The sequence below is a fragment of the Pseudomonas helleri genome (assembly GCF_045830615.1).
In the GTDB taxonomy this organism is placed as follows: Bacteria; Pseudomonadota; Gammaproteobacteria; order Pseudomonadales; family Pseudomonadaceae; genus Aquipseudomonas; species Aquipseudomonas helleri.
The window spans coordinates 1,515,778-1,537,367 of the sequence record NZ_CP174501.1 but is presented as its reverse complement, the minus strand read 5'-3'; the positions used below and the strand labels follow the sequence as shown (position 1 = coordinate 1,537,367).

The 21,590-nt window shown below is 58.7% G+C and carries 20 protein-coding genes; 9 read left to right on the top strand and 11 right to left on the bottom strand.

Annotated features, from left to right (window positions below; genetic code table 11):
- Nucleotides 1-3: 3 nt before the first annotated feature.
- A complete protein-coding gene (gene fadB, locus ACJJU9_RS07130; RefSeq protein WP_048368714.1) occupies nucleotides 4-2,151 on the bottom strand; it encodes a fatty acid oxidation complex subunit alpha FadB in 2,148 nt (715 codons plus the stop codon).
- Nucleotides 2,152-2,580: 429 nt separating this feature from the next.
- Nucleotides 2,581-3,018: a hypothetical protein gene (locus tag ACJJU9_RS07125; protein WP_353232221.1), complete on the bottom strand. Its 438-nt coding sequence runs from the start codon at nucleotides 3,016-3,018 to the stop codon at nucleotides 2,581-2,583.
- 115 nt (nucleotides 3,019-3,133) lie between these two features.
- On the opposite strand from ACJJU9_RS07125, the gene ACJJU9_RS07120 reads away from it, so the two are divergent.
- On the top strand, nucleotides 3,134-3,574 hold the full coding sequence (locus ACJJU9_RS07120; RefSeq protein WP_048368809.1) for a universal stress protein: 441 nt from the start codon (nucleotides 3,134-3,136) through the stop codon (nucleotides 3,572-3,574).
- 74 nt (nucleotides 3,575-3,648) lie between these two features.
- Here ACJJU9_RS07120 and ACJJU9_RS07115 read toward each other — a convergent pair whose 3' ends face one another.
- Nucleotides 3,649-5,565 carry an ATP-binding cassette domain-containing protein gene (locus tag ACJJU9_RS07115; protein WP_048368810.1) on the bottom strand — a complete coding sequence of 639 codons (1,917 nt, stop codon included), beginning with the start codon at nucleotides 5,563-5,565 and terminating at the stop codon, nucleotides 3,649-3,651.
- Nucleotides 5,566-5,780: 215 nt separating this feature from the next.
- On the opposite strand from ACJJU9_RS07115, the gene ACJJU9_RS07110 reads away from it, so the two are divergent.
- A complete protein-coding gene (locus ACJJU9_RS07110) occupies nucleotides 5,781-7,709 on the top strand; it encodes a transglycosylase SLT domain-containing protein (protein ID WP_407730329.1) in 1,929 nt (642 codons plus the stop codon).
- 80 nt (nucleotides 7,710-7,789) lie between these two features.
- Here the strand turns inward: ACJJU9_RS07110 and ACJJU9_RS07105 are convergent, their stop codons facing one another.
- From ACJJU9_RS07105 to yegS, 3 genes are all read right to left on the bottom strand, one after another.
- Nucleotides 7,790-8,596, bottom strand: coding sequence for an MOSC domain-containing protein (locus tag ACJJU9_RS07105; protein ID WP_407730328.1), 807 nt, complete (start codon nucleotides 8,594-8,596; stop codon nucleotides 7,790-7,792).
- 77 nt (nucleotides 8,597-8,673) lie between these two features.
- A complete protein-coding gene (locus tag ACJJU9_RS07100; RefSeq protein ID WP_407730327.1) occupies nucleotides 8,674-9,609 on the bottom strand; it encodes a chemotaxis protein CheV in 936 nt (311 codons plus the stop codon).
- Nucleotides 9,610-9,725: 116 nt separating this feature from the next.
- Nucleotides 9,726-10,619, bottom strand: coding sequence for a lipid kinase YegS (gene yegS / locus ACJJU9_RS07095; protein ID WP_048368719.1), 894 nt, complete (start codon nucleotides 10,617-10,619; stop codon nucleotides 9,726-9,728).
- 174 nt (nucleotides 10,620-10,793) lie between these two features.
- Here yegS and ACJJU9_RS07090 point away from each other — a divergent pair, with 174 nt between their 5' ends.
- The gene (locus ACJJU9_RS07090; protein ID WP_407730326.1) at nucleotides 10,794-12,224 is read left to right on the top strand and encodes a mannose-1-phosphate guanylyltransferase/mannose-6-phosphate isomerase; all 1,431 of its coding nucleotides are present in this window, start codon (nucleotides 10,794-10,796) and stop codon (nucleotides 12,222-12,224) included.
- 659 nt (nucleotides 12,225-12,883) lie between these two features.
- On the opposite strand, the gene glp is transcribed toward ACJJU9_RS07090, so the two are convergent.
- Together glp and moaB are read right to left on the bottom strand one after the other, a co-directional pair.
- Nucleotides 12,884-14,110, bottom strand: coding sequence for a gephyrin-like molybdotransferase Glp (gene glp / locus ACJJU9_RS07085; protein ID WP_407730325.1), 1,227 nt, complete (start codon nucleotides 14,108-14,110; stop codon nucleotides 12,884-12,886).
- On the bottom strand, nucleotides 14,094-14,633 hold the full coding sequence (moaB, locus tag ACJJU9_RS07080; protein ID WP_048368722.1) for a molybdenum cofactor biosynthesis protein B: 540 nt from the start codon (nucleotides 14,631-14,633) through the stop codon (nucleotides 14,094-14,096). Before moaB ends, glp begins: the two co-directional genes overlap by 17 nt.
- 77 nt (nucleotides 14,634-14,710) lie before the next feature.
- On the opposite strand from moaB, the gene mobA reads away from it, so the two are divergent.
- Nucleotides 14,711-15,280 carry a molybdenum cofactor guanylyltransferase MobA gene (gene mobA / locus ACJJU9_RS07075; protein ID WP_273224726.1) on the top strand — a complete coding sequence of 190 codons (570 nt, stop codon included), beginning with the start codon at nucleotides 14,711-14,713 and terminating at the stop codon, nucleotides 15,278-15,280.
- 101 nt (nucleotides 15,281-15,381) lie between these two features.
- Nucleotides 15,382-15,603 carry a YgdI/YgdR family lipoprotein gene (locus tag ACJJU9_RS07070; RefSeq protein ID WP_048368724.1) on the top strand — a complete coding sequence of 74 codons (222 nt, stop codon included), beginning with the start codon at nucleotides 15,382-15,384 and terminating at the stop codon, nucleotides 15,601-15,603.
- 98 nt (nucleotides 15,604-15,701) lie between these two features.
- On the opposite strand, the gene ACJJU9_RS07065 is transcribed toward ACJJU9_RS07070, so the two are convergent.
- The 3 genes from ACJJU9_RS07065 to ACJJU9_RS07055 all read right to left on the bottom strand — a co-directional run bounded on the left by ACJJU9_RS07065 (nucleotide 15,702) and on the right by ACJJU9_RS07055 (nucleotide 18,363).
- Nucleotides 15,702-16,979 (bottom strand): OmpP1/FadL family transporter, encoded by a 1,278-nt coding sequence (locus ACJJU9_RS07065; protein ID WP_048368725.1) that lies wholly within the window; start codon nucleotides 16,977-16,979, stop codon nucleotides 15,702-15,704.
- 197 nt (nucleotides 16,980-17,176) lie between these two features.
- On the bottom strand, nucleotides 17,177-18,067 hold the full coding sequence (locus ACJJU9_RS07060; RefSeq protein ID WP_314917966.1) for a pseudouridine synthase: 891 nt from the start codon (nucleotides 18,065-18,067) through the stop codon (nucleotides 17,177-17,179).
- Nucleotides 18,068-18,123: 56 nt separating this feature from the next.
- Nucleotides 18,124-18,363, bottom strand: coding sequence for a glutaredoxin family protein (locus ACJJU9_RS07055; RefSeq protein WP_407730324.1), 240 nt, complete (start codon nucleotides 18,361-18,363; stop codon nucleotides 18,124-18,126).
- 200 nt (nucleotides 18,364-18,563) lie between these two features.
- Between ACJJU9_RS07055 and ACJJU9_RS07050 the strand changes: the two genes are divergently transcribed.
- The 4 genes from ACJJU9_RS07050 to ACJJU9_RS07035 all read left to right on the top strand — a co-directional run bounded on the left by ACJJU9_RS07050 (nucleotide 18,564) and on the right by ACJJU9_RS07035 (nucleotide 21,490).
- Entirely contained in the window at nucleotides 18,564-20,300 is a 1,737-nt protein-coding gene (locus ACJJU9_RS07050; protein WP_048368727.1) for a monovalent cation:proton antiporter-2 (CPA2) family protein, read from the top strand.
- 158 nt (nucleotides 20,301-20,458) lie between these two features.
- Nucleotides 20,459-20,773 (top strand): YqjD family protein, encoded by a 315-nt coding sequence (locus ACJJU9_RS07045; protein WP_048368728.1) that lies wholly within the window; start codon nucleotides 20,459-20,461, stop codon nucleotides 20,771-20,773.
- Nucleotide 20,774: 1 nt separating this feature from the next.
- Complete coding sequence (locus ACJJU9_RS07040; RefSeq protein ID WP_048368729.1) at nucleotides 20,775-21,152, top strand: phage holin family protein; 378 nt, start codon at nucleotides 20,775-20,777, stop codon at nucleotides 21,150-21,152.
- Nucleotides 21,149-21,490: a hypothetical protein gene (locus ACJJU9_RS07035; RefSeq protein WP_153330800.1), complete on the top strand. Its 342-nt coding sequence runs from the start codon at nucleotides 21,149-21,151 to the stop codon at nucleotides 21,488-21,490. The genes ACJJU9_RS07040 and ACJJU9_RS07035 overlap by 4 nt, the downstream gene beginning before the upstream one ends.
- Nucleotides 21,491-21,590: the final 100 nt, after the last annotated feature.

The window sequence follows — 21,590 nt, the reverse complement described above, 5'->3', positions numbered from 1 at the left end:
CGCTTAACCGAAGAAGCTCTGACCGTTTTTGGCCATTTCACGCAGCTTCGCAGTCGGGTGGTACAGCGCGCCCAGTTCAGCGTACTGATCAGCCAGGGCTACGAACTCTGCCACACCGATCGAGTCGATGTAGCGCAGCGCGCCGCCACGGAACAGCGGGAAGCCAATGCCATAGACCAGGCCCATGTCGGCCTCGGCTGCCGTTTCAACGATGCCGTCTTCCAGGCAACGCACGGTTTCCAGGCACAGCGGGATCATCATCCAGTTGATGATGTCTTCGTCGGTGACGTCGCGCTGCTCGTAGACAATCGGCTTGAGCACTTCAAGCACGCTCGAATCCACGACTTTCTTCTGCTTGCCTTTCTTGTCCGCCTCGTAGGCGTAGAAACCTTTGCCGTTTTTCTGACCCAGGCGGTTGGCTTCGTACAGCGCATCGACTGCCGAGCGACGGTCGTCTTTCATGCGATCCGGGAAGCCTTCAGCCATTACGTCACGGCCGTGGTGACCGGTGTCGATACCGACCACGTCCATCAGGTAGGCAGGACCCATCGGCCAGCCGAATTTTTCCATCACTTTGTCGATACGCACAAAGTCGACACCGGCGCTAACCAGCTTGGCGAAACCGCCGAAGTACGGGAACAGGACGCGGTTGACCAAAAAGCCCGGGCAGTCGTTGACCACGATCGGGTTCTTGCCCATTTTCTTGGCGTAGGCAACCGTGGTGGCAACCGCCAGATCACTGGACTTCTCGCCACGGATCACTTCAACCAGAGGCATCATGTGCACCGGGTTAAAGAAGTGCATGCCGACAAAGTTTTCAGGACGCTTGAGCGCTTTGGCCAGCAGGCTGATGGAAATGGTCGAGGTGTTGGAAGCCAGAATGGCGTCTTCACGCACGTGGTTTTCCACTTCAGCGAGTACCGCTTGCTTGACCTTCGGGTTTTCAACAACGGCTTCGACCACCAGGTCGACGTTGCCGAAATCGCCGTAAGACAAGGTAGGACGAATACCGTTAAGGATTTCAGCCATTTTGGCCGGGGTCATGCGACCTTTATCAACGCGACCCACCAGCAGCTTGGCGGCTTCTGCCAGACCTTGCTCGATGCCGTGCTCGTTGATGTCCTTCATCAGGATCGGCGTCCCTTTGGAGGCCGACTGATAGGCAATACCGCCACCCATGATGCCGGCACCGAGAACGGCAGCCTGCTTCACGTCTTTGGCGATCTTGTCGTAGATTTTGGCTTTTTTCTTCAGTTCCTGATCGTTCAGAAACAGGCCGATCAAGGCACTCGAAGCCGAGGTTTTGGCCAGTTTGGCAAAGCCTGCCGCTTCAACTTCCAGCGCTTTGTCGCGACCGAAGTTCGCGGCTTTCTGGATAGTCTTGATCGCTTCAACCGGCGCCGGGTAGTTCGGACCAGCCTGGCCTGCAACGAAACCTTTGGCGGTTTCGAAAGCCATCATTTGTTCAATCGCGTTCAGCTTGAGTTTTTCAAGCTTTGGCTGGCGCTTGGCCTTGTAGTCCAGCTCGCCGCTGATCGCGCGCTTGATCACGTCCAGTGCAGCGTCTGCCAGCTTGGCAACCGGCACCACGACATCAACCGCGCCGACTTTCAGCGCGTCTTCTGCACGGTTTTCTTTACCCGAGGCGATCCACTCAACCGCGTTATCAACGCCGATCAGACGTGGCAGACGGACGGTGCCGCCAAAGCCCGGGTAGATGCCCAGCTTGACTTCTGGCAGGCCGATTTTGGCGCTGTCGGCCATGACGCGGAAGTCCGCTGCCAGGCACATTTCCAGACCGCCACCCAACGCGATGCCATTGATCACGGCAACAGTCGGGACGTTGAGGTCTTCGAAATCACTGAAGATTTTGTTGGCTTCGAGGTTGCCCGCGATCAGCTCGGCATCCGGCAACTTGAAGTTTTCGACGAATTCGGTGATGTCAGCGCCGACGATGAAGACGTCTTTGCCACTGGAAACGATGACACCCTTGACCGAAGCATCTGCCTTGATCGCGTCCACTGCCTGACGCAATTCGTTCAGGGTTAGACGGTTGAACTTGTTGACGGACTCACCCTTGAGATCGAACTTGAGTTCGACGATGCCACTTTCAAGAGCCGTAACCGTGATGGCTTTACCTTCGTAAATCATCAACTGATCTCCACGATATGGAAGCTGAACAGTACACGTCGGACGCTAGCGTCTGGCTGTCATTGACCGTTGTATCAATGCTGATGCCAATCCGCCAGGCACACCCGCCAACGCGATAGTCGGGATTCTGCGAGCATCGTCTGACAAGACAAACACCCGATTCATACGCCCGTTTGATTTGGGTGTCGACACCTTCACGGAAAAGCCAACGATTGTCAATTGTCCAAAACGAGGATGACAAAACGACTCGCCAGTCAGATTTAAAACCCGCGCAAGAGCAGACAAGGATAGACAGGGATTTGCTGAGTGCGCCGCGGGGTTTTTACCGGCAGGAAGAATCAACTGGAGCTGCCGCAGGCTGCGATCTTTAGATTTTAAAGATCGCAGCCTGCGGCAGCTCCTACGGTCCGAGGCAAGGTAGAAAGCGGCTTACGCCAGGGCTTTAAGCACTTGATCAATGGCTTGCAGGACGTCTGCCTCGCCTTTTTCGCCCCAGTACAAGGCAATCATCTGTGGCCCGGCTTCAACTTTGTACACGTTGGCCGGCAACTTATTGAACTGAGTCAGCAAACGCTCATCCGTGCAGACTTCACGCCACTGATTGACCCATATTCCCGGCGCTGATTGCCAATAGCACCAGACTTCAGGCTTAGTACCCCGACGCGGACGATGAAACTGCGCACACGAGCCCGGCGGCTCAGGTTCAAGCCAGTGCGGCCATTCCTGGCTCGCCAGTTGCATTGCCAACCCCATGCGCCGGGCTTCCATGCGCAATGCCATGCGACCACTCTGGCGCCGCGAAGGTCGCAGCCAGGCCAAAGGGCTCAGAACCAGCACCAGGATTGACACCACGATCCATACCGTCATATTTCTACTCTCATCACTTTATAAACGAGTTGATCCCGATCCATAACACGCCTCAATAAACGGGCCATACTCATCATTAATCTCCCTTACAGGAACGCTTCACATGACCTCGCCGATGCCCTACAAACATATTTTAGTTGCCGTCGACCTGACCGAAGAATGCGACCCCGTAATCTATCGCGCCAGCGCCAGCGCTGAAGCGAACAATGCAAAACTGTCGCTCATCCATATCGTCGAGCCCATGGCGATGGCCTTTGGTGGTGACGTCCCCATGGACCTCTCACAGCTTCAGCAACAGCAGTTCGACCAGGCCAAAGCGCGCCTTGAGCGCCTGATCGACATCTATCCACAACTGTCCAAAGACAACTGCCACCTCAAATACGGCCAGCCACGCCAGGAAATCCACGGCTTTGCCAAAGAGCACGGCTGCGAACTGATCGTCGTCGGCAGCCATGGCCGCCACGGTCTGGCGCTGTTGCTGGGCTCTACGGCCAACGACGTACTGCACGGCGCACCGTGCGACGTACTGGCCGTGAGCCTGAAAAAACCTGAGTAAGGCTCGCCTTGCGCCCAACAAAAAGCCCGGCCCCTGATTAAAGGGCCGGGCTTTTTGTTTCAACGCACCGTCACTCAGGCATCCAGCTCGGCCCAACGCTCAACCAATTGATCAAGCTCGGCTTGCAGCTTCTCCAGCTTGGCAATCACAGCAGCGGTTTCAGCGGCAGGACGCTGATAGAAACCGGCTTCGGCCATTTCAGCCTCGACAGCCGCAATGGCCTGCTCTTTGGCATCGATGTCGCCCGGCAACGCTTCCAGCTCGCGCTGAAGCTTGTAGCTGAGCTTCTTTTTCGCCGCAGGTGCAGGCTGTGCAGCGGCCGGAGCCGGTGCCGCCGTGACCACCGCCGAATTCAAGTCAGCCTTGCCCGACTTGCTTTCGGTGACGCCCAGCAGACGCGGCGAACCGCCCTGACGCAGCCAGTCCTGATAACCGCCCACGTATTCACGCACCTTGCCTTCACCTTCGAAGACCAGCGTGCTGGTGACCACGTTGTCGAGGAATGCCCGGTCGTGGCTGACCATCAGCACAGTGCCCTGGAAGGTCAACAAGACTTCTTCGAGCAACTCGAGGGTTTCTACGTCCAGGTCGTTGGTCGGTTCGTCGAGTACCAGCAAGTTGGCCGGCTTGCTGAACAACTTGGCCAGCAACAGACGCGCACGCTCACCACCCGACAGCGCCTTGACCGGCGTGCGGGCACGCTGTGGGCTGAACAGGAAGTCACCCAGATAGCTGAGGACATGGCGGCTTTGACCATCGATGTCGATAAAGTCGCGGCCTTCAGCCACGTTGTCGATCACGGTCTTTTCCAGGTCCAACTGATGGCGCAATTGGTCGAAGTACGCCACGTCGATGCGCGTGCCCTCCTCCACTTTGCCGTCGGTGGGTTGCAGGCCGCCCAGCATCAGCTTGAGCAGCGTGGTTTTGCCGGTACCGTTAGCGCCCAGTAGACCAATGCGGTCGCCGCGCTGCAGGACCATCGAGAAGTCTTTGACCAGGAACGGGCCGCCCGGGTGAGCGAAGCTGACGTTTTCCAGCACCATCACTTGTTTGCCGGACTTTTCAGCAGTATCGAGCTGGATGTTGGCCTTGCCGGTGCGCTCACGACGCTCGCTGCGCTCTACACGCAAGGCTTTCAAGGCACGAACACGGCCTTCGTTACGGGTACGACGGGCCTTGATGCCCTGACGGATCCACACTTCTTCCTGAGCCAGACGCTTGTCGAACAGCGCGTTGGCGGTTTCTTCTGCGGCCAGGGTGGCTTCTTTGTGCACCAGGAAGCTGGCGTAGTCGCCGTTCCAGTCGATCAGGCCGCCACGGTCCAGCTCCAGAATCCGGGTTGCCAGGTTCTGCAAGAAGGAACGGTCGTGGGTGATGAACAGTACAGCGCCCTGGAAGTCCTTCAAGGCCTCTTCCAGCCAGGCAATCGCGCCGATGTCCAAGTGGTTGGTCGGTTCGTCGAGCAGCAGCAAGTCCGGTTCGGAAACCAGTGCTTGCGCCAGCAGGACGCGACGACGCCAGCCACCCGACAACTCGGCGAGGGTTTTGTCAGCCGGCAACTGCAGGCGGCTCAGGGTGCTGTCGACCAATTGCTGCAAGCGCCAGCCATCACGGGCTTCAAGGTCTTGCTGGACGTGCATCAATTTATCCAGGTCGGCATCGGTGACGATGTTCTGGCTAAGGTGGTGGTACTGGGCCAGCAATTCGCCAACACCGTCCAGACCTTGAGCCACTACGTCGAACACTGTCCGTCCGTCGGCTACCGGCAACTCTTGCGGCAATTCGCCAATCTTGAGCCCGGGTGCGCGCCAGACAGAGCCGTCGTCAGGCTTTTGATCACCTTTAACCAGCTTCATCATGCTGGACTTGCCGGTGCCGTTGCGGCCGATGATGCACACCCGCTCTCCACGGGCGATCTGCCAGGACACCTTGTCCAACAACGGCGTAGAGCCGAAAGCAAGGGACACATCGCTGAATTTGAGCAGGGTCATGAGCTTCTCCAAAAACTGGGCGCGCATTCTACCTGATTTGAGCCCGCAGGCGGCCGGGTATTTCTTGTACGGGCGCGTCTGGCGTTCATTTCTGAACAAGATGCACCGGTTGGCCGCCAAGGCTTTCACGGGTTGCCGGCAAAAGGCTAAGCTACGACACAGTCTGTGCAGCCGAGCGCTGCACGTGTCGTGTTTTCAATCTGTACGGAAGCCTCATGCGCAGTCGTCTTTTCAACTTTTTATCCTGCCTGCTGCTCTCTACCTGCGCCGTGCAATCCACGCTGGCTGCAGACCTGACCCAACAACGTCAACTGTACGATGACGCCAAGCGCGCCCTGGCCAAAGGTGACTCCGGCCCTTACTTTCAAAATGCCGCCGCCCTGCGTACGTACCCGCTGACCCCTTACCTGGCCTACGACGAGCTGACAGCACGCCTCAAATCTGCCAGTAACGCCGAAATCGAACAGTTTTTAGCCGAGCACGGCGACCTGCCACAGTCCAACTGGATGAGGTTGCGCTGGTTGCGCTGGCTGGCCGAGCGTGGCGACTGGGCAACCTTCGTCAAGTATTACGACCCCAAGCTCAATTTCACCGAGCTGGATTGCCTCAATGGCCAATACCAGATCAGCCACAACCTCAAGGCTGAAGGCTATGCCAGCGCCGAAAAACTCTGGCTGGTGGGCAAAGCCCAACCTACTGCCTGTGACGCCCTGTTCGGGCAATGGGCCGCCGAAGGCCAGTTGACCGAGCAAAAGCGCTGGCAGCGGGTCAAACTGGCCGCCGAAGCACGCAACTATGCGCTGGCCACCTCTCTGGCCAGCGGGCTGACCACACTGGGCCCGCAAGCCAAGCTGATGATCGCCGTGGCTCAAAAGCCCGACATGCTCAGCCAGCCATCGGTGTTCCTGCCAGCCAGCGAAGCCATGTCGGATGCAGTCGGTCTGGGCCTGCGTCGCCTCGCCCGCCAGGACCCGGAAAAAGCCGCGTCGCTGCTCGACACCTATGCCAATAACATGCACTTTTCCCGTGACGAAAAAGTGGCAATCGCCCGGGAAATCGGCCTGACGTTCGCCCGTCGTTACGACAGCCGCGGCCTGGCCATCATGACCCAGTACGACCCGGAGCTGCGTGACAACACCGTCACCGAATGGCGCCTGCGCCTGCTGTTGCGCCTGGCGCGCTGGGAAGACGCGTATCAGTTGACCAAAAAACTGCCGCAGGACCTCGCGACCACTAACCGCTGGCGCTACTGGCAAGCCCGTAGCCTGGAGCTGGCCGAGCCAAAAAACCCGCAAGCGCTGGTGCTGCTCAAAAATGTCGCCAAGGAACGTGATTTCTACGGCTTCTTGGCTGCCGATCGGGCGCAAACACCCTACAAGCTCAACAACAAGCCGCTGGTGCTCAGCCCGCAACTCGTCAACAAAGTACGCAACACACCAGGCATTCAGCGTGCCCTGGAGTTCCACGCACGGGGCCAAGTGGTTGATGGTCGGCGTGAGTGGTACTACGTCAGCCGTCACTTCAACCGTGACGAGATGGTCGCCCAGGCCAAACTGGCTTACGACCTCAAGTGGTATTTCCCGGCCATTCGTACTATCAGTCAGGCGCAGTATTGGGACGATCTGGATATTCGCTTCCCGATGGCGCACCGCGACACCCTGGTACGCGAAGCCAAAGTCCGCGGCCTGCATTCAAGCTGGGTATTCGCGATTACCCGTCAGGAAAGCGCCTTTATGGATGACGCCCGCTCCGGCGTGGGCGCCAGCGGCTTGATGCAATTGATGCCCGCCACCGCCAAAGAGACTGCCCGCAAATTCAGCATCCCGCTGGCCTCGCCACAGCAAGTGCTGGACCCGGACAAGAACATCCAGTTGGGCGCCGCCTACTTGAGCCAGGTACACGGCCAGTTCAATGGCAACCGCGTACTCGCTTCAGCAGCCTATAACGCAGGCCCGGGCCGGGTACGTCAGTGGTTGAAGGGCGCGAACCATTTGGGCTTTGACGTGTGGATCGAAAGCATCCCGTTCGACGAAACCCGCCAATACGTGCAGAACGTATTGTCTTATTCGGTGATCTACGGGCAAAAGCTCAACGTGCCACAGCCGCTAGTGGACTGGCATGAGCGGTATTTTGATGATCAATAACTGACGAACCCCCTGTAGGAGCGAGCTCGTCTCGCGATCTTTTAAGGTCAAAAGATCGCGAGGCAAGCTCGCTCCTGCAGTTATTCCAGAACGGTGACTGGCATGCCGACTTCCAGCACGCCTTCGCCGTCATTCACCAGGTTTTGCCCAAACATCGCGCCACCTTCCTGTTTGCGATAGTTGTTCAAGGTCGCGAACGGCTCACGATTGGCGTCCCGCTCGCCGGTCTGCGGGTCGATCGTGGTGAGGATGCAACGCGAGCACGACTTGACCACTCGAAACTCAACATCGCCAATGCGGATGCGCTTCCAGCCGTCTTCAGCAAAGGCTTCGCTGCCTTCAATCACCAGATTGGGGCGAAAGCGCAGCATCTCCAGCGACCGCCCTACTTTCTGCGAAAGGTCATCCAGCGAGGCCTGACCGATCAACAGCAAGGGGTAGCCATCGGCGAATGCCACTTTGTCATCATCCTGCCCGTAGCCCGACTCTGTCATGCGCGCGCGCTCAAGCGGCACATGCACCAGGCGCACCGGCTTGTCGATAAAGCCGCTTAGCCACTGCGCCGCTTCATCCCCGGCATCCGGCACGCGCAAGGTGTCACGCCAAATGGTCACACCGCGCAGATTGTCGTCCGGGTCAGGCAATGCCACCTCCAGAGGCGCAAAGCCCTGGGCACTCAAGGTAAGGCCGCCCGCGCCATTCCACAGGGCCGATAGCTGGCTCATTTTTGGCTCTGTGCGCTGCGTCAGGAATCGCCCGCTCGCTTCGTCCACGAGCATCCAGCGTCGATCACCGACCAGTCCCAGCTTGTCCAGTCGGGCTTGCGGCAGGCTTTCGCCTTTGCCGGATTTCAGTGGGAAGCGATACAGCGCACTCAGACGAAGCATGGGTCAGATCCCTGCAAGGTAAAAATGCCACAGTATAGAAGCCTTCGGGCCTGCAAAGATCCCCCATTGGGACAGAATCAAGCAGGCACTTCGTCCAGCATCAGGCGCTGACGAACGACCTCCACCAATTTGTCCGGCTGGAATTTGGAGAGGAAGTTGTCACACCCCACCTTCTTCACCATCGACTCGTTGAAGCTGCCGGACAATGACGTGTGAAGTACCACATACAAACTGCGCAGACGAGGATCGTTACGAATTTCAGTGGTTAAACGGTAACCATCCATTTCTGGCATTTCCGCGTCAGTGAACACCATCAGCAGCTTGTCAGTCATGACCTGCCCGGAGTCGGCCCAGGCCTTGAGCATGTTGAAGGCTTTGAGGCCGTCGCTGGCGACATGCATTTTGATCCCTAACTGTGACAACGTTTCACGCAACTGAGCCAAGGCCACGCTGGAATCATCGACCAACAGCACTTCACGGCCCCGCGCCCGCTCCAGCACCGGGTCGGCCAGCTTATCGGGGGAGACTTTGGCGTTGTACGGCACGATCTCGGCCAAGACCTTTTCCACGTCGATGATTTCCACCAGTTGATCGTCAACCTTGCTGATGGCGGTCAAATAATGGTGACGCCCGGCGCTGGCGGGCGGCGGCAGGATGGCTTCCCAGTTCATGTTGACGATCCGGTCCACACTGCCCACCAGAAAGGCCTGAATCGAGCGGTTGTACTCGGTGACGATGATCGTGCTGGCGGGCCCCGGCACCACCGGGCGCATGCCGATGGCCTGGGAGAGGTCGATGACGGGCAAGGTCTTGCCGCGCAAGTTGATGACCCCGCACACATGCCGGTGGCGATGGGGCATCAGGGTCAACTTGGGCAGTTGCAACACTTCTTGCACCTTGAACACGTTGATTGCGAACAACTGCCGCCCTGCAAGACGAAACATCAGAAGTTCCAGTCGGTTTTCACCGACCAACTGTGTGCGCTGGTCTACCGTGTCGAGAATGCCGGCCATAGATATTTCCTGGGCGTGTGTGCGAAAGGTCCTAGGCTATCGACACGACACGTCGATTCTTGACCCTTCCCTTCCCTCACACCCTAAAAATAATGGCCAGATGACATCTGGCGCTTTTATGAACTCAACAGCGGTGAGTTTTGCGGCAAATGCACGCGCAACGCGCCTTTGTGTGCGCTGAAGCGCAAGCTCTCGCCCGTTAGCGGTTCGCCATCGAGGTTAAGCGCCAGCCCTTGCGCGGCCTTGATCTCTACCCATGGCAGGCGCGCCCGGACAAACAGGTTATCCAACCCCCAGCCACCCGCCATAAGGTTTTTCACCGTACCCACCACCTCTTGTGGCGCGGGCAGGATACTCACGTCCAGCAGGCCATCATCGGCCAATGCCTGCGGGCACAACTCGTGCCCACCGCCCGCTTGGCGGCCATTGCCAATGCCCAACGCCAACAATTGGCCTTGCCACTGAAAATCGGGGCCTTGCAGCTCGGCGTAGGCCGCCTGCAACTCACTGAAACGCGAAAGCCCGGTAAACAGGTAGGCCGCGCCGCCGATGACTTTTTTCAAGTCTTCCGAGGTATTGGCGGTGACCTGGCTGCCAAAGCCGCCCGTGGCCATGTTCAAAAAATACTGCCCGCCGACTTCACCCAAGTCGATCTGCCGGGCCGGTACGTCCAGCAGCCCCAAGGCCGGGCCGGGTTCCAGCGGCACCCCCGCCGCACGGGCAAAGTCATTGGCAGTACCCAACGGCAACAGCACCAGACTAGCGGTGGTCTGCGCCTGTGCCATCGCTTCGGCCACATCACGCAACGTGCCGTCACCGCCACCTGCAATCAACTGCTCGTAACCGGCCTCAAGCGCTTCGCCCACCAGACGCTGCGCGTCCCCGGCTTCCCACGTAAGGCGCACCGTCAGCTCGCGCCCGCCTGCACGTTGCTGCTCAACAGCGGCCCGAACGTCTTCGTTCATGGCTTGCTTACCGTGCAAAATCAAAAATGCCTTTCCTGCACTCATGCCGCATCTCCTGGTCAGTCCGTAGGGTTGGACAACAACCGATCAAGAAAGGCCCAACGCAAGCGGTTTATTTGCAAAAAAACCTTTCAGGGCCGTCAACGGGTCGATCAAACCGCCAGAACCCGTCAGACTTCACCCCCCAACCGCAGCCCATTGCCTCTGGAGGCGTTCTGAATGAGCCCACTCATTCCCTGCATCATCGCCGGTGGCGCGGGCACCCGACTGTGGCCGGTGTCGCGTGAAGCCATGCCCAAGCCCTTTATGCGCCTGCCCGATGGCCAGAGCCTGCTGCAAAAGACCTTTCAACGCGCCACCGGCCTGCCGGGCATGCACCAATTGCTGACCGTGACCAACCGCGAAGTGTATTTCCGCACGCTCGACGAGTATCGCCAGCACCCGGCGGACGACGTTGCGCTGGACTTCATCCTTGAGCCCTTCGGCCGCAACACCGCCCCCGCCATCGCCGCTGCCGCGCTGCACGTTGCCCAACGCTACGGCGCAGATGCGCATCTGCTGGTGCTACCGGCCGATCACTTGATCAGCGACATCGCGGCCTTCCAGCAGGCCGTCGACAGTGCCCGGCAGTTGGCCGATCAAGGTTGGCTGGTGACGTTCGGCATTCAGCCGACCAGGGCCGAGACGGGGTTTGGCTACATCGAAAAAGGCGACGGGTGCGCCGTGGCGCGCTTTGTCGAAAAACCGGATGCGGCCACCGCCCAGCAGTACCTGGAGGGCGGCCAGCACCTGTGGAACAGCGGAATGTTCTGCTTGCGCGTCGACAGTCTGCTGCAAGAGCTTGCGCAACATGCCCCGCAGATCCTTCAGGCAGTAAGCCTGTGCCTTGAGCACAGCCCGGTATTTGCAGGCCCGCAGCAATGTCAGCGCGAGCTCGACAGCCAGACCTTCGCCCAGGCGGCCGATATTTCCATCGACTATGCGCTGATGGAGCACTCGAAAAAAGTCGCCGTTGTGCCCTGCCAACTCGGCTGGAGTGACATTGGCAGTTGGCAGGCAGTACGTGAATTGAGCCCCGCCGATGCCGATGGCAACCAGTGCACCGGGCAAACCGTGCTGCACGATGTACAAGGTTGTTACATCGACTCGCCTACGCGTTTGGTCGGCGGGGTGGGCCTCAAGGATTTGATCATCATCGACACCGCCGATGCGCTGCTGGTGGCCGATGCGGCCCGCAGCCAGGACGTTAAATACATCGCTCAGGCGCTCAAACAACAAGGCCACGATACGTATCGCCTGCACCGCAGCGTGACACGGCCTTGGGGCAGCTACACCGTGCTGGAGGAAGGCCCCGGATTCAAACTCAAACGCATCGTGGTCAAACCGCAAGGCGCCTTGTCATTGCAGATGCACCGCCACCGCAGCGAACACTGGATCGTCGTCAGCGGCACCGCACAGGTGACCAATGGCGACCAGCAGTTTGTGCTGGGCAGCAATGAATCTACATACATCAAAGCCGGCCGCGCACACCGCCTGGTGAATCCAACCGACGTTGAGTTGGTGATGATCGAAGTGCAATGCGGGGATTACGTAGAGGAAGACGACATCGTGCGCTTCACTGACGTGTATGGGCGCACAGAAACGCCGTAAACGCGGAGCTGCCGCCCGATCTTTGACGCCGCGCTGAGGCGCGTAAAACAGGCCACTGTAGTCGCTGACGAGGTACGAAGGCTGCGATCGGCTGCGTGCAGCCGTAAAACCATCCACTTCGGGATTCTTGGGTACATATCCATTGCTGCGGCAACGGCCACTTAGGGTTCCGGCCTTACGCCGTGCCACTTTGAAAAGCGCAAAGTGGCCAAACGCTTTTTGCCCCAACCCCTCGGTGCCTCGCTTAGGCTCGGCATGCCCTCACCACAGGCCAAGCTGGGTGGGCACGCCGCGATCGGCCATCCCTGGCCGTGTCGCGGCTAACCCGGCGTCCTGCCGGGTTACCCGCTGCGCAACACCTGCGTTCGGCCAGCGTGGTTTAACGGGGCCTCTTAGATCAAGATCAAAAGCCAGATCAAGATCAACAGATCGCGAGGCAAGCTCGCTCCTACAGAGCCTTTAGGATCAATCAGTTATTTTATGTTTGATAAAAGGGGCCACCACGTCTTCGACGCCGCGCTGTCGCGCAGCAAACAGGCCTCCGAGTATCTTCAGCATCCCCCAATCGGTTCCCTCTCCTTCGGAGAGGGCTAGGGTGAGGGGGCTCTTAGATCAAGATCAAAAGATCGCGAGCAAGCTCGCTCCTACGGGTTAGGGGGTTAGCCCAGCACTTCGCTTAGCGGGATAAAGCCGACCCCGTCGCCTTCGGCCAGTGTGCTGCCTTCAAGCACTTCCACCAGCCCATCGGCCCAGGCGGCGCTGCGCAAAACGCCTGAGCTCTGGTTTTTGTAAATGATCGCCCGACCTTGATCCAGCCGGCCACGCAGGTATTCGCGACGATTGCCCGGTTTGGCCCAGACAAAACCGGCTGGCACTTGAAACTTCAACGGCGCAACGGCTTGCACGCCTTGACGGCGCAACAGGTAAGGTCGCGCCAGCAATGCAAAGGTCACCAGGGTCGAGGCCGGGTTACCCGGCAAGCCAATCACCGGCACACCGCGAAAATGCCCAAAGGTCAGGGGCTTTCCGGGTTTGATCGCCAGTTTCCACAGGGCCAGTTCGCCTTCTTCACGCAGGGCTATCCCGAGAAAGTCCGCCTCGCCCACCGAGACACCGCCCGTGGACAAGATCAGGTCAACCGCGCCCAGCTCCGCCAAACGCTGCCGGGTGGCAGGCAGGTCGTCGGGCAAGATCCCGGCGTCGACCACCTCACACCCCATGCGCTTCAACCAACTGCACAGCACCACGCGGTTGCTGTTGTAGATCTGCCCCGGCCCCAACGGCTGGCCCGGCTCGATCAGTTCGTCACCGGTCGACAGCACGGCCACTTTGACCCGGCGGATTACCTTGAGCGTGGCGCAGCCCAGAGACGCCGCCAAGCCCTGCTCGATCGGCCCCAGCCGGGTACCTGCCGTCAGCACGGTTTCGCCCACGGTGGTTTCCTGCCCTTGAGGACGAATGTTCTGTCCCACGGTCAGCGCCTCAGTGAACAACACCCGTTCATCGGCCTGGACCTGAGCGTTTTCCTGCATTTCGACGCAATCGGCGCCCTGTGGAACCGGCGCGCCGGTGAAGATCCGTGCGCAGGTGCCCGGGGTCAACGGCTCAGGCGCTTGCCCGGCAAAAATCCGCTGGCTGACAGGCAGCGGTTCGCCCGACCAGTCAGCCAGGTTGAGCGCGTAACCGTCCATGGCACTGTTGGGCCACGGCGGCAAATCAAGGCTTGCCACCAAGTCATCGGCCAGCACCCGCCCGTCACTGTCGGCCAACAGCACTGACTCGCTGTCACGGATCGGCGCCGCCTCGGCCAGCGCCAGCAATTGCGCCAGCGCGACTTCAACGGGCATCAACTCGCCCGTACGCCCCGGCTTACCCACGAGTTTCACAGGCCGGTGCCTGCTTTAAGTGCGCGACAAAGTTGCAAGGGCGGTGACGGGCATCCAGTTGCTCGGCCAAAATGCCGTCCCAACCGGTACGCACCGCATTGGTCGAACCCGGCAGGCAGCACACCAGCGTGCCATTGGCCAAACCGGCCAATGCGCGTGATTGCACGGTCGAAGTACCGATATCGGCCACGGATATCTGGCGGAACAATTCGCCAAAACCATCGACCTGCTTGTCCAGCAGGCAACTCACCGCCTCTGGCGTGCTATCACGCGCAGTAAAGCCGGTGCCGCCGGTGATCAACACCACTTGCACTTCATCATCGGCAATCCAGGTCGCCACCTGGGCGCGAATTTTATACAGGTCGTCCTTGAGCAATACCCGCGCCGCCAAATGGTGCCCGGCCTCGCTCAAACGATCGACAAAGACTTGCCCGGAGGTGTCGGTTTCGAGGGTCCGGGTATCGCTGACGGTTAACACCGCAATGTTCAAAGGAACGAAAGGCGCATCAACTTTGGCTTTCATAGACGGGGTCCGGTTGTAGGAAAAACAGGTGGGTGTTATATCACGCCCTTATTCGCCAGACGGAGCGTAGCCCATTCATGCAGCCGTTTCAGAGTTCGATTTTGCTTCTGGCCGGAGGCCGTGGCCAGCGTATGGGTGGCCAGGACAAAGGCCTGGTTTTGTGGCGCGGGCAGCCGCTGATTGCTTATGTGCAGCAGGCGGCGCGTGCGCTGACCGATGACTTGATCATTTCCTGCAATCGCAACAACGACCACTACGCCGCCTATGCCGACCAGTTGGTGAGCGATGGCAATGATGACTTTGACGGGCCGCTGGCGGGTATTCGGGCGGGCCTGGCGGCGGCTCGGCATTCACACCTGCTGGTGCTGCCGTGCGATGTGCCCAGGGTCAATGGTGAGCTGCTCAGCACCCTGCTTGCGGCCGCCGCCCATGCGCCAGACACACCGCACATGGTGCGTCAGGGCGAACACTGGGAGCCGTTGTTTTGTGTGATCCCGACGGCACTGGCACCGGCATTCGAAGCGGCCTGGCACACGGGCGAACGCAGCCCGCGAAAAATCATGCTCCAGCTCAATGCACAGCCCGTACAATGCCCCGAAAATGATTCACGGTTAAGCAACTTCAACACTGCTGACTTACTGATATAAGCTAACGCGCTGTTCTTGTGGCTAACCACGGAACTTGAGAGCGATGTATACGTCTCAAGGACAGTGATTAATAACAGCACCCCTATTTGTTGGAGATAGACATGACTCATCGGACTCTGGCCGCTCTTATGCTCACTGCAGGCCTGGCCGCCCTTGCTGGTTGCTCCTCGCCAAGCGTGATCACACTCAACGATGGCCGTGAAATCCAGACAGTCGACGCCCCTAAGTACGACTCGTCGTCGGGCTTTTACCAGTTCAAACAATTGGACGGTAAAGAAACCCGCATCAACAAAGACCAGGTTCGTACCGTTAAAGAACTGTAAGCCTTCGGGTTTATGCGCTGAAAAACAAAACCCGCCAAGTGCGGGTTTTGTTTTTTTGACGCATCTTTAAAAACCTGGCTGTTGCTGTGACTGCGCGATCAGAAGCGATACGTCACCGAGCCACCAAAGCCATTGGCGCTGTTTTCATACTTGGCGTCGTAGGTCAGGCCCAGCGCGGGCTGGCTGTCATGAACCTTGATCGGTTGTTCCTTGAGGTAGGAATAGGCAACGTCGAAGGTAAGGTTATCCACGGGTGTCCAACCGGCACCCACGCTGAATACAGTCCGGTCTCCCGTAGGAATTCGTACCGAGCGGTCAGTATTGTTGGTGGGGGTCTGGTCCAGCGTTAAACCCGTGCGCAACACCAACTGCTTATTGACCCGATACGCCGCACCGATGGCATGCGACCACGTGTCATGCCAGTTCTGCACCTCGGTGATGGAGGCCAGCTCGCTGCTTCCGTCGGACACGCCGGAGTTGTTGACGGTGATTTTCTTCAACTGGCTCCAGCGGGTGTAGGTACTGCCCGCATAAAGGGTCCAGTCATCGTTGAGTTGATGAGTAACCGAGAAGTCTACCGACGACGGCGTGGTGATGTTCAGCTTGGCGCCGTATCGCTGCGGCCCGCCGTCCACCAGATCAGAGAGCAGGCCGGAGGCGTTAGTGTGGCCGCTCAGGTGGTAAACCACTTGCGAGTGATACGTCACACCGAAGCGGGTGCTGTCCAGCGCCTGCACCAACAGCCCGGCGTTAAAACCGATGGCGTTGTCGTCGCCCTTGATCTTGACGGTTTCATTGCCCAGGCCAAACGCCGGCACTTTGGAGTCCAGCTCGCCGGTGAGACGGTTGAACGTCGGACCGAAACCTACCGAGACTTTGTCGTTAAAGGCATAGCTGACCGTCGGCTGGGTAGTGATGACTTGCACTTTGCTTTTGCTGCCGAAGCCGTTGCCCTGGAAGCTGCTCTCATAGTCAGTCACCAGGCCGAACGGGGCATAAACCCCCAGACCAAAGGCCCAATGCTCGTCAATCGGGGTGACCAGGTAGCCGAACGGCACGCCAATGCCGGGTACCATGTCGCCTTTGTTGGTGCCCGGGTTATCAGCGCCAAACTGCGTAGAGCTGGCGTCCTTGATGGTGGATTTTGCATCAAGGTAGGTGGCGCCAACGCTGACTTCGTTTTGCTTGAGGCGGGACATCCCGGCGGGGTTGCCATACACGGTGCTGGCATCGTCGGCAGAAGAGGAGCGCCCGGCAAAACCGGTTCCCATCCCGCTGACACTTTGTTCGTTGAGGGCAAAACCACCGGCGAGCAGTTGAGTCGAGGCAACAGCAACAGAGAGCGCCAAAGCGCTTTTGAGCATTTTTTTATTCATTATTAGAACTCGAATGAGTGGACAGCGCTGAGGAAGCTACCAATCTTCGAGGAGGCAGTTTATGAAGAGTTTTTCATGTTTGTTTTTGTCCGACAATCCTGGCATTTTCAGCGACTTTGGCTAGTTTTTCGGCCCTCATTAAGACCCTTGAGCCCTAATCTGACTGCCCGGTTTTGTCTGATTTTCGCGACGCTCAATTACCAGTCGAGGTGGATACGGCTCTCGAAAAAACGCTCTTCGCCGGTCAGCGGGTCGGCAAAACGCAAGCTCTGCGCCAGCAGCTTCAGGGGCTTGGCGTAGTCATCCACAGCGTCCTTGATGACCTCGGGATAAAACGGATCGTTGCAGATCCCTGCCCCCAGCGCTGCCATGTGCACGCGCAACTGGTGTTTTTTGCCAGTGACCGGGTACAGCGCATAACGCCACAGATCGCCGTTTTTCTCACACACTTCGACACGGGTTTCGGTATTACTGGCGCCCGGCCCTTCTTGCATGCGGAAGAACGGCACGCCCTCGACCAGACGGCTTTTGTGCACGCGCGGCAATTCCAGATCTGGCAAGGCCCGGGCAATGGCTTCGTAGCGTTTTTCAATGTTGCGTGTAGGGAATAACGACTGATACGCCGAACGACTGACCGGGTTCGCAGAGAACAACACCAACCCCGCCGTGTGCCGGTCGATCCGGTGCAACGGCACCAGATTGGGGTTGTCCAGCGTGCGGATCAAACGGCGCAGCAAGGTTTGCTCGACGTACTCGCCTGCCGGGGTCACAGGCAGAAAGTGCGGCTTGTCTGCCACCACCAAATGCTCGTCGGCATACAAAATGGTTTCTTGCACCGGAATCGGCGTTTCGTTAGGCACTTCGCGAAAATAATGAATACGCAGGCCTTCTTTGTACGCCAACTGCGGGCTGATCGGCACGCCGTAGGCGTCCAGGACCCGGCCACGGGCGATTCTATCCAGCCATTGCTCACGGCTGATGGCTCGAAAGTGCTCGCACAAACAGTCGAGTACCGTCTGCCAATGACCCGGTGGCAAGTACAAGGTGCTGGCTTGATGCTCGGCGGCGTTGAAAAGCTGGGTCGACATAAAAAACTCTGGGCAAGAAAAGCAGCCCGCGATTATCGCGCACAGTGCGCCACAAGCTACAGCAGAAAGTGGGCGACCTGCTCTGTGTCAAACGGCCAGTCCAGTTCAGCGCCAGTGTCGATCCGACGCAACACGGGGATGCGCAAGCCGTAGACCTCAACCATTTCTTCACTGTCGGCAATATCAACCAGTTCAACCAGCAAGCCGTTATCCAGCACCAACGGCATCACGACGTCTTCAGCCAATTCGCACAGATGACAACCCAAGGTGCCGAGCAACTGACATTCGGGAAGCATGATCATTAACCTGCGTGGGGTGGGCATTCAGTTTAGGAGCCTTGTACGGCCACGTCGACCCGCCTGTCGGCAGCGCTTGTGCAGCAAAGCTGATCAGAGCAATCGCTTTACACCGCTGCTTACGACTACGCTACGTACTGGCGTGCTCTTGTGGCCCATACAGAGTGCTCAGCTAGAAAAATGAGTGAAGGAAGCGCTTAGTGTTTGCCAATTTGTTAATCATCCTCGCCTCGTCACTGGTGGTCATTGCCCTGTTTCGACGCCTGAAACTGCCGCCGGTGCTGGGTTATTTGTGCGTCGGCCTGTTCATCGGCCCAACGGCGCTGAACTGGGTCAATAACAGCCCGGACCTGCCGGACCTCGCCGAGTTGGGGGTGGTGTTTTTGCTGTTCTCGCTGGGGCTGGAGTTCTCACTGCCCAAAATGCTCAAGCTGCGCCGCGTGGTCTTTGGTCTCGGCAGCCTGCAAGTCATCTGCACCGCCGTGGTCCTGGGCGGCTTGCTGCTGGCCTTTGGCATGTCAGCCAGCAGCGCCTTTTTGCTGGGCGCAGGCCTGGCCCTGTCTTCCACGGCCATCGTCAGCAAAGAGCTGACCAGCCTGGGAGAAATTTTCAGCCCCCACGGCCAGAACGCGATTGGCGTGTTGCTGTTCCAGGATGTGGTGGCCGTATTGCTGCTGACGCTGGTACCGGTGTTTGCCGGTAGCAGCGATCAAGCTTGGTATTGGGCGTTGCCGATCACCTTGGGCAAGACCATCATCCTGTTTGTAGGCCTGCTGATCACCAGCCGCTTCGTACTGCCGCGCCTGTTTCATGAAGTGGCGGCCTCACGTTCTGCCGAATTGTTTGTGTTGCTGGCCCTGGTGATCGTGCTGGTCACGGCCTGGTTGACACACCTGCTGGGGTTGTCCCCGGCGCTCGGCGCGTTCCTGGCGGGCATGTTGCTGGGTGAAAGCCATTACCGGCATCAGATCGAGGCCGACATCCGGCCTTTTCGCGACATTCTGCTGGGGCTATTTTTCGTCAGCATCGGCATGCTCATCGACCTACAATTGTTCCTGCACCACGGCTTTTTGATTGTCGGCCTCACCTTGGCGCTGATGCTCATCAAAGGCGCAGTTGTGGCGACGCTGGTCAAGCTGCGCGGCAGCGACGGCGAGACAGCCTGGCGCAGCGGCCTGGCATTGGCCCAAGGCGGTGAGTTCTGTTTCGCGCTGATGGCACAAATGCAGCTCAATGCGCTGATCCCGTCGCAATACGCCCCTTACTTGTTGGCCGCTACGTTCTGCTCCATGTTGCTCACCCCGCTGTTACTGCGCGCCGCCCCTCGCATCGCCGCCAGCTTGCACCACACCTCGAACGAAGAAGCCGAGCTGGAAAAAATCACCGAGCAAAGTGCCGAGCTGCAGGGGCATGTGGTGATCTGCGGCTTTGGCCGGGTCGGCCAGTCCATCGGGCGCTTCCTGCACCGTGAAAATCAGGACTTTATCGCCCTGGACTACGACCCGGACCAGATCCAGAAGGCCAACAAAACCGAAAGCACTGTGCATTACGGCGACGCCCGCCGTGGCGATTTGTTGCGGGCGGTGGGCCTTGATCGTGCCCGCTTGCTGGTGATTGCCGTGGACAATACCGAAATCGCCATGAGCGTGCTGAAAGAGGCCCGTCTCATCACCATTGCAGTGCCGATTCTGGTCAGAACCCGCGACGACAGCCGGCTTACCGAGCTCAAGGCCGCCGGTGCCACTGAAGTGGTGCCCGAATTGCTCGAGTCCAGCTTGATGCTGGCCTCACACGCCCTGATATTGCTGGGGCTGCCTGAAAGAACCGTACGCCACCGCGTCGATGAAGTGCGGCATAACCGCTATCACTTGCTGGAGGGTTGTTTTGAGAGCAGCGAGCCACTGGACACGCCGGGTTTTCCCCGCGACGACGAATGATTTAAGGTAAGGTTTGCTTCCGCTCGGGGTTAAGCCGTCTAGTCTGAGTGTTCCAGGGCACCAGCAGGTCAGCGCATTGATCTGTTGTGAAGAAAAGTAGTGAACCTTCAGCGAATGCCTACACTCGAACCATCAAGAAGCCACACACGGAGTTAATCATGGCCCGCATAACAGCAAAGAATGCTCAAGAAATCCTCAAAGCCGATCTCCAGACTCTGGTCAACGACGCAGAACGCCTGCTGGAACACAGCGCTGCGCTGGCCGGTGATCAGGCCGATGAACTGCGCGACAAGATCAAGCTGAGCCTGGACAAGGCGCGTGCATCGCTGGAGGACACCAAAGAATCCTTGCACGAACGCGGTGAAGCTGCGGTGACCGCTGCCGAAGACTATGTGCAGAGCAACCCGTGGCAATCGGTCGGCATTGCTGCCGGGGTCGGCTTTTTGATTGGCCTGCTGGCCACCCGGCGCTGATATGACAAACGAAGAATCCGGCTCCCCTCGTTCCTCACCGCGGCGCCTGGGTGCCGCGTTTCTGGGTCTGCTGCACAGCCACGTCGAGTTGCTGGGCATTGAGCTGCAAGAACAGAAGGCACGGACTGTCAGCCTGTTGCTGTTCGCCGGGCTGGCACTGGTGTTCGGGTTGTTATTGCTGCTCGGCCTGTCGGCGCTGGTGCTGATCGTGCTTTGGGACAGTTATCGACTGCCCGGCATTATCGGACTCTGCGTCTTTTATACCCTGGCAGCGGCGTTCTGTGGTTTGCGCCTTAAAGCGGCCGTGTTCGATGAGTCCTCTCCTTTCAACGCCACGCTCGAAGAGCTGGCCAAAGACCGGGAGCGTTTGTTGCCATGAGCCTGCCTGAAATGCCGCAAAACGCTTCGCGTCGTGACATGCGCAAAATGCTGATTCGCCTGCGCATGGAAATGCACCGCCAAGAGATTCGTCATGAGTCGCAACAATTGCTGGAACCGTTGAATAAAATGCGCGGTGTCACCAGTAACTGGAAAGAACACCTGGGGATCAAGCACGCCCCGCTGTGGGGTGTGGCTGTAGTGACTCTGCTGGGCTTTTTGACCGGCAAAGGCACTAAAAGCAAAGGCTCCGGTGGCGTGTCTCGTTTAATCGGGCTGACCACCGGGCTGTTGCCGCTGATCAAACTGGTGATTCAGGGTTCTTCGCGCAAGCCCTGACGCACAGCTCGCGATCTTTTGGTGTTCATGATCAAAAGATCGCGAGCCTGCTCGCGGCATAACTTAAGCGCCAAGCCTTGCACCAACCCGCCTGAAGCGA

Excerpts from the sequence above, each read along its gene's own strand:
- ACJJU9_RS07065 (WP_048368725.1), bottom strand. The coding sequence starts at position 16,979 with ATGAATAAAAAAATGCTCAAAAGCGCTTTGGCGCTCTCTGTTGCTGTT.
- ACJJU9_RS07040 (WP_048368729.1), top strand. The coding sequence starts at position 20,775 with ATGACAAACGAAGAATCCGGCTCCCCTCGTTCCTCACCGCGGCGCCTG.
- ACJJU9_RS07100 (WP_407730327.1), bottom strand. The coding sequence starts at position 9,609 with ATGGCCGGCATTCTCGACACGGTAGACCAGCGCACACAGTTGGTCGGT.
- ACJJU9_RS07070 (WP_048368724.1), top strand. The coding sequence starts at position 15,382 with ATGACTCATCGGACTCTGGCCGCTCTTATGCTCACTGCAGGCCTGGCC.
- moaB (WP_048368722.1), bottom strand. The coding sequence starts at position 14,633 with ATGAAAGCCAAAGTTGATGCGCCTTTCGTTCCTTTGAACATTGCGGTG.
- ACJJU9_RS07045 (WP_048368728.1), top strand. The coding sequence starts at position 20,459 with ATGGCCCGCATAACAGCAAAGAATGCTCAAGAAATCCTCAAAGCCGAT.
- ACJJU9_RS07105 (WP_407730328.1), bottom strand. The coding sequence starts at position 8,596 with ATGCTTCGTCTGAGTGCGCTGTATCGCTTCCCACTGAAATCCGGCAAA.
- fadB (WP_048368714.1), bottom strand. The coding sequence starts at position 2,151 with ATGATTTACGAAGGTAAAGCCATCACGGTTACGGCTCTTGAAAGTGGC.
- ACJJU9_RS07115 (WP_048368810.1), bottom strand. The coding sequence starts at position 5,565 with ATGACCCTGCTCAAATTCAGCGATGTGTCCCTTGCTTTCGGCTCTACG.
- ACJJU9_RS07035 (WP_153330800.1), top strand. The coding sequence starts at position 21,149 with ATGAGCCTGCCTGAAATGCCGCAAAACGCTTCGCGTCGTGACATGCGC.
- ACJJU9_RS07110 (WP_407730329.1), top strand. The coding sequence starts at position 5,781 with ATGCGCAGTCGTCTTTTCAACTTTTTATCCTGCCTGCTGCTCTCTACC.
- ACJJU9_RS07060 (WP_314917966.1), bottom strand. The coding sequence starts at position 18,067 with ATGTCGACCCAGCTTTTCAACGCCGCCGAGCATCAAGCCAGCACCTTG.
- ACJJU9_RS07120 (WP_048368809.1), top strand. The coding sequence starts at position 3,134 with ATGCCCTACAAACATATTTTAGTTGCCGTCGACCTGACCGAAGAATGC.
- yegS (WP_048368719.1), bottom strand. The coding sequence starts at position 10,619 with ATGAGTGCAGGAAAGGCATTTTTGATTTTGCACGGTAAGCAAGCCATG.
- ACJJU9_RS07055 (WP_407730324.1), bottom strand. The coding sequence starts at position 18,363 with ATGCTTCCCGAATGTCAGTTGCTCGGCACCTTGGGTTGTCATCTGTGC.
- mobA (WP_273224726.1), top strand. The coding sequence starts at position 14,711 with ATGCAGCCGTTTCAGAGTTCGATTTTGCTTCTGGCCGGAGGCCGTGGC.
- ACJJU9_RS07090 (WP_407730326.1), top strand. The coding sequence starts at position 10,794 with ATGAGCCCACTCATTCCCTGCATCATCGCCGGTGGCGCGGGCACCCGA.
- ACJJU9_RS07125 (WP_353232221.1), bottom strand. The coding sequence starts at position 3,018 with ATGACGGTATGGATCGTGGTGTCAATCCTGGTGCTGGTTCTGAGCCCT.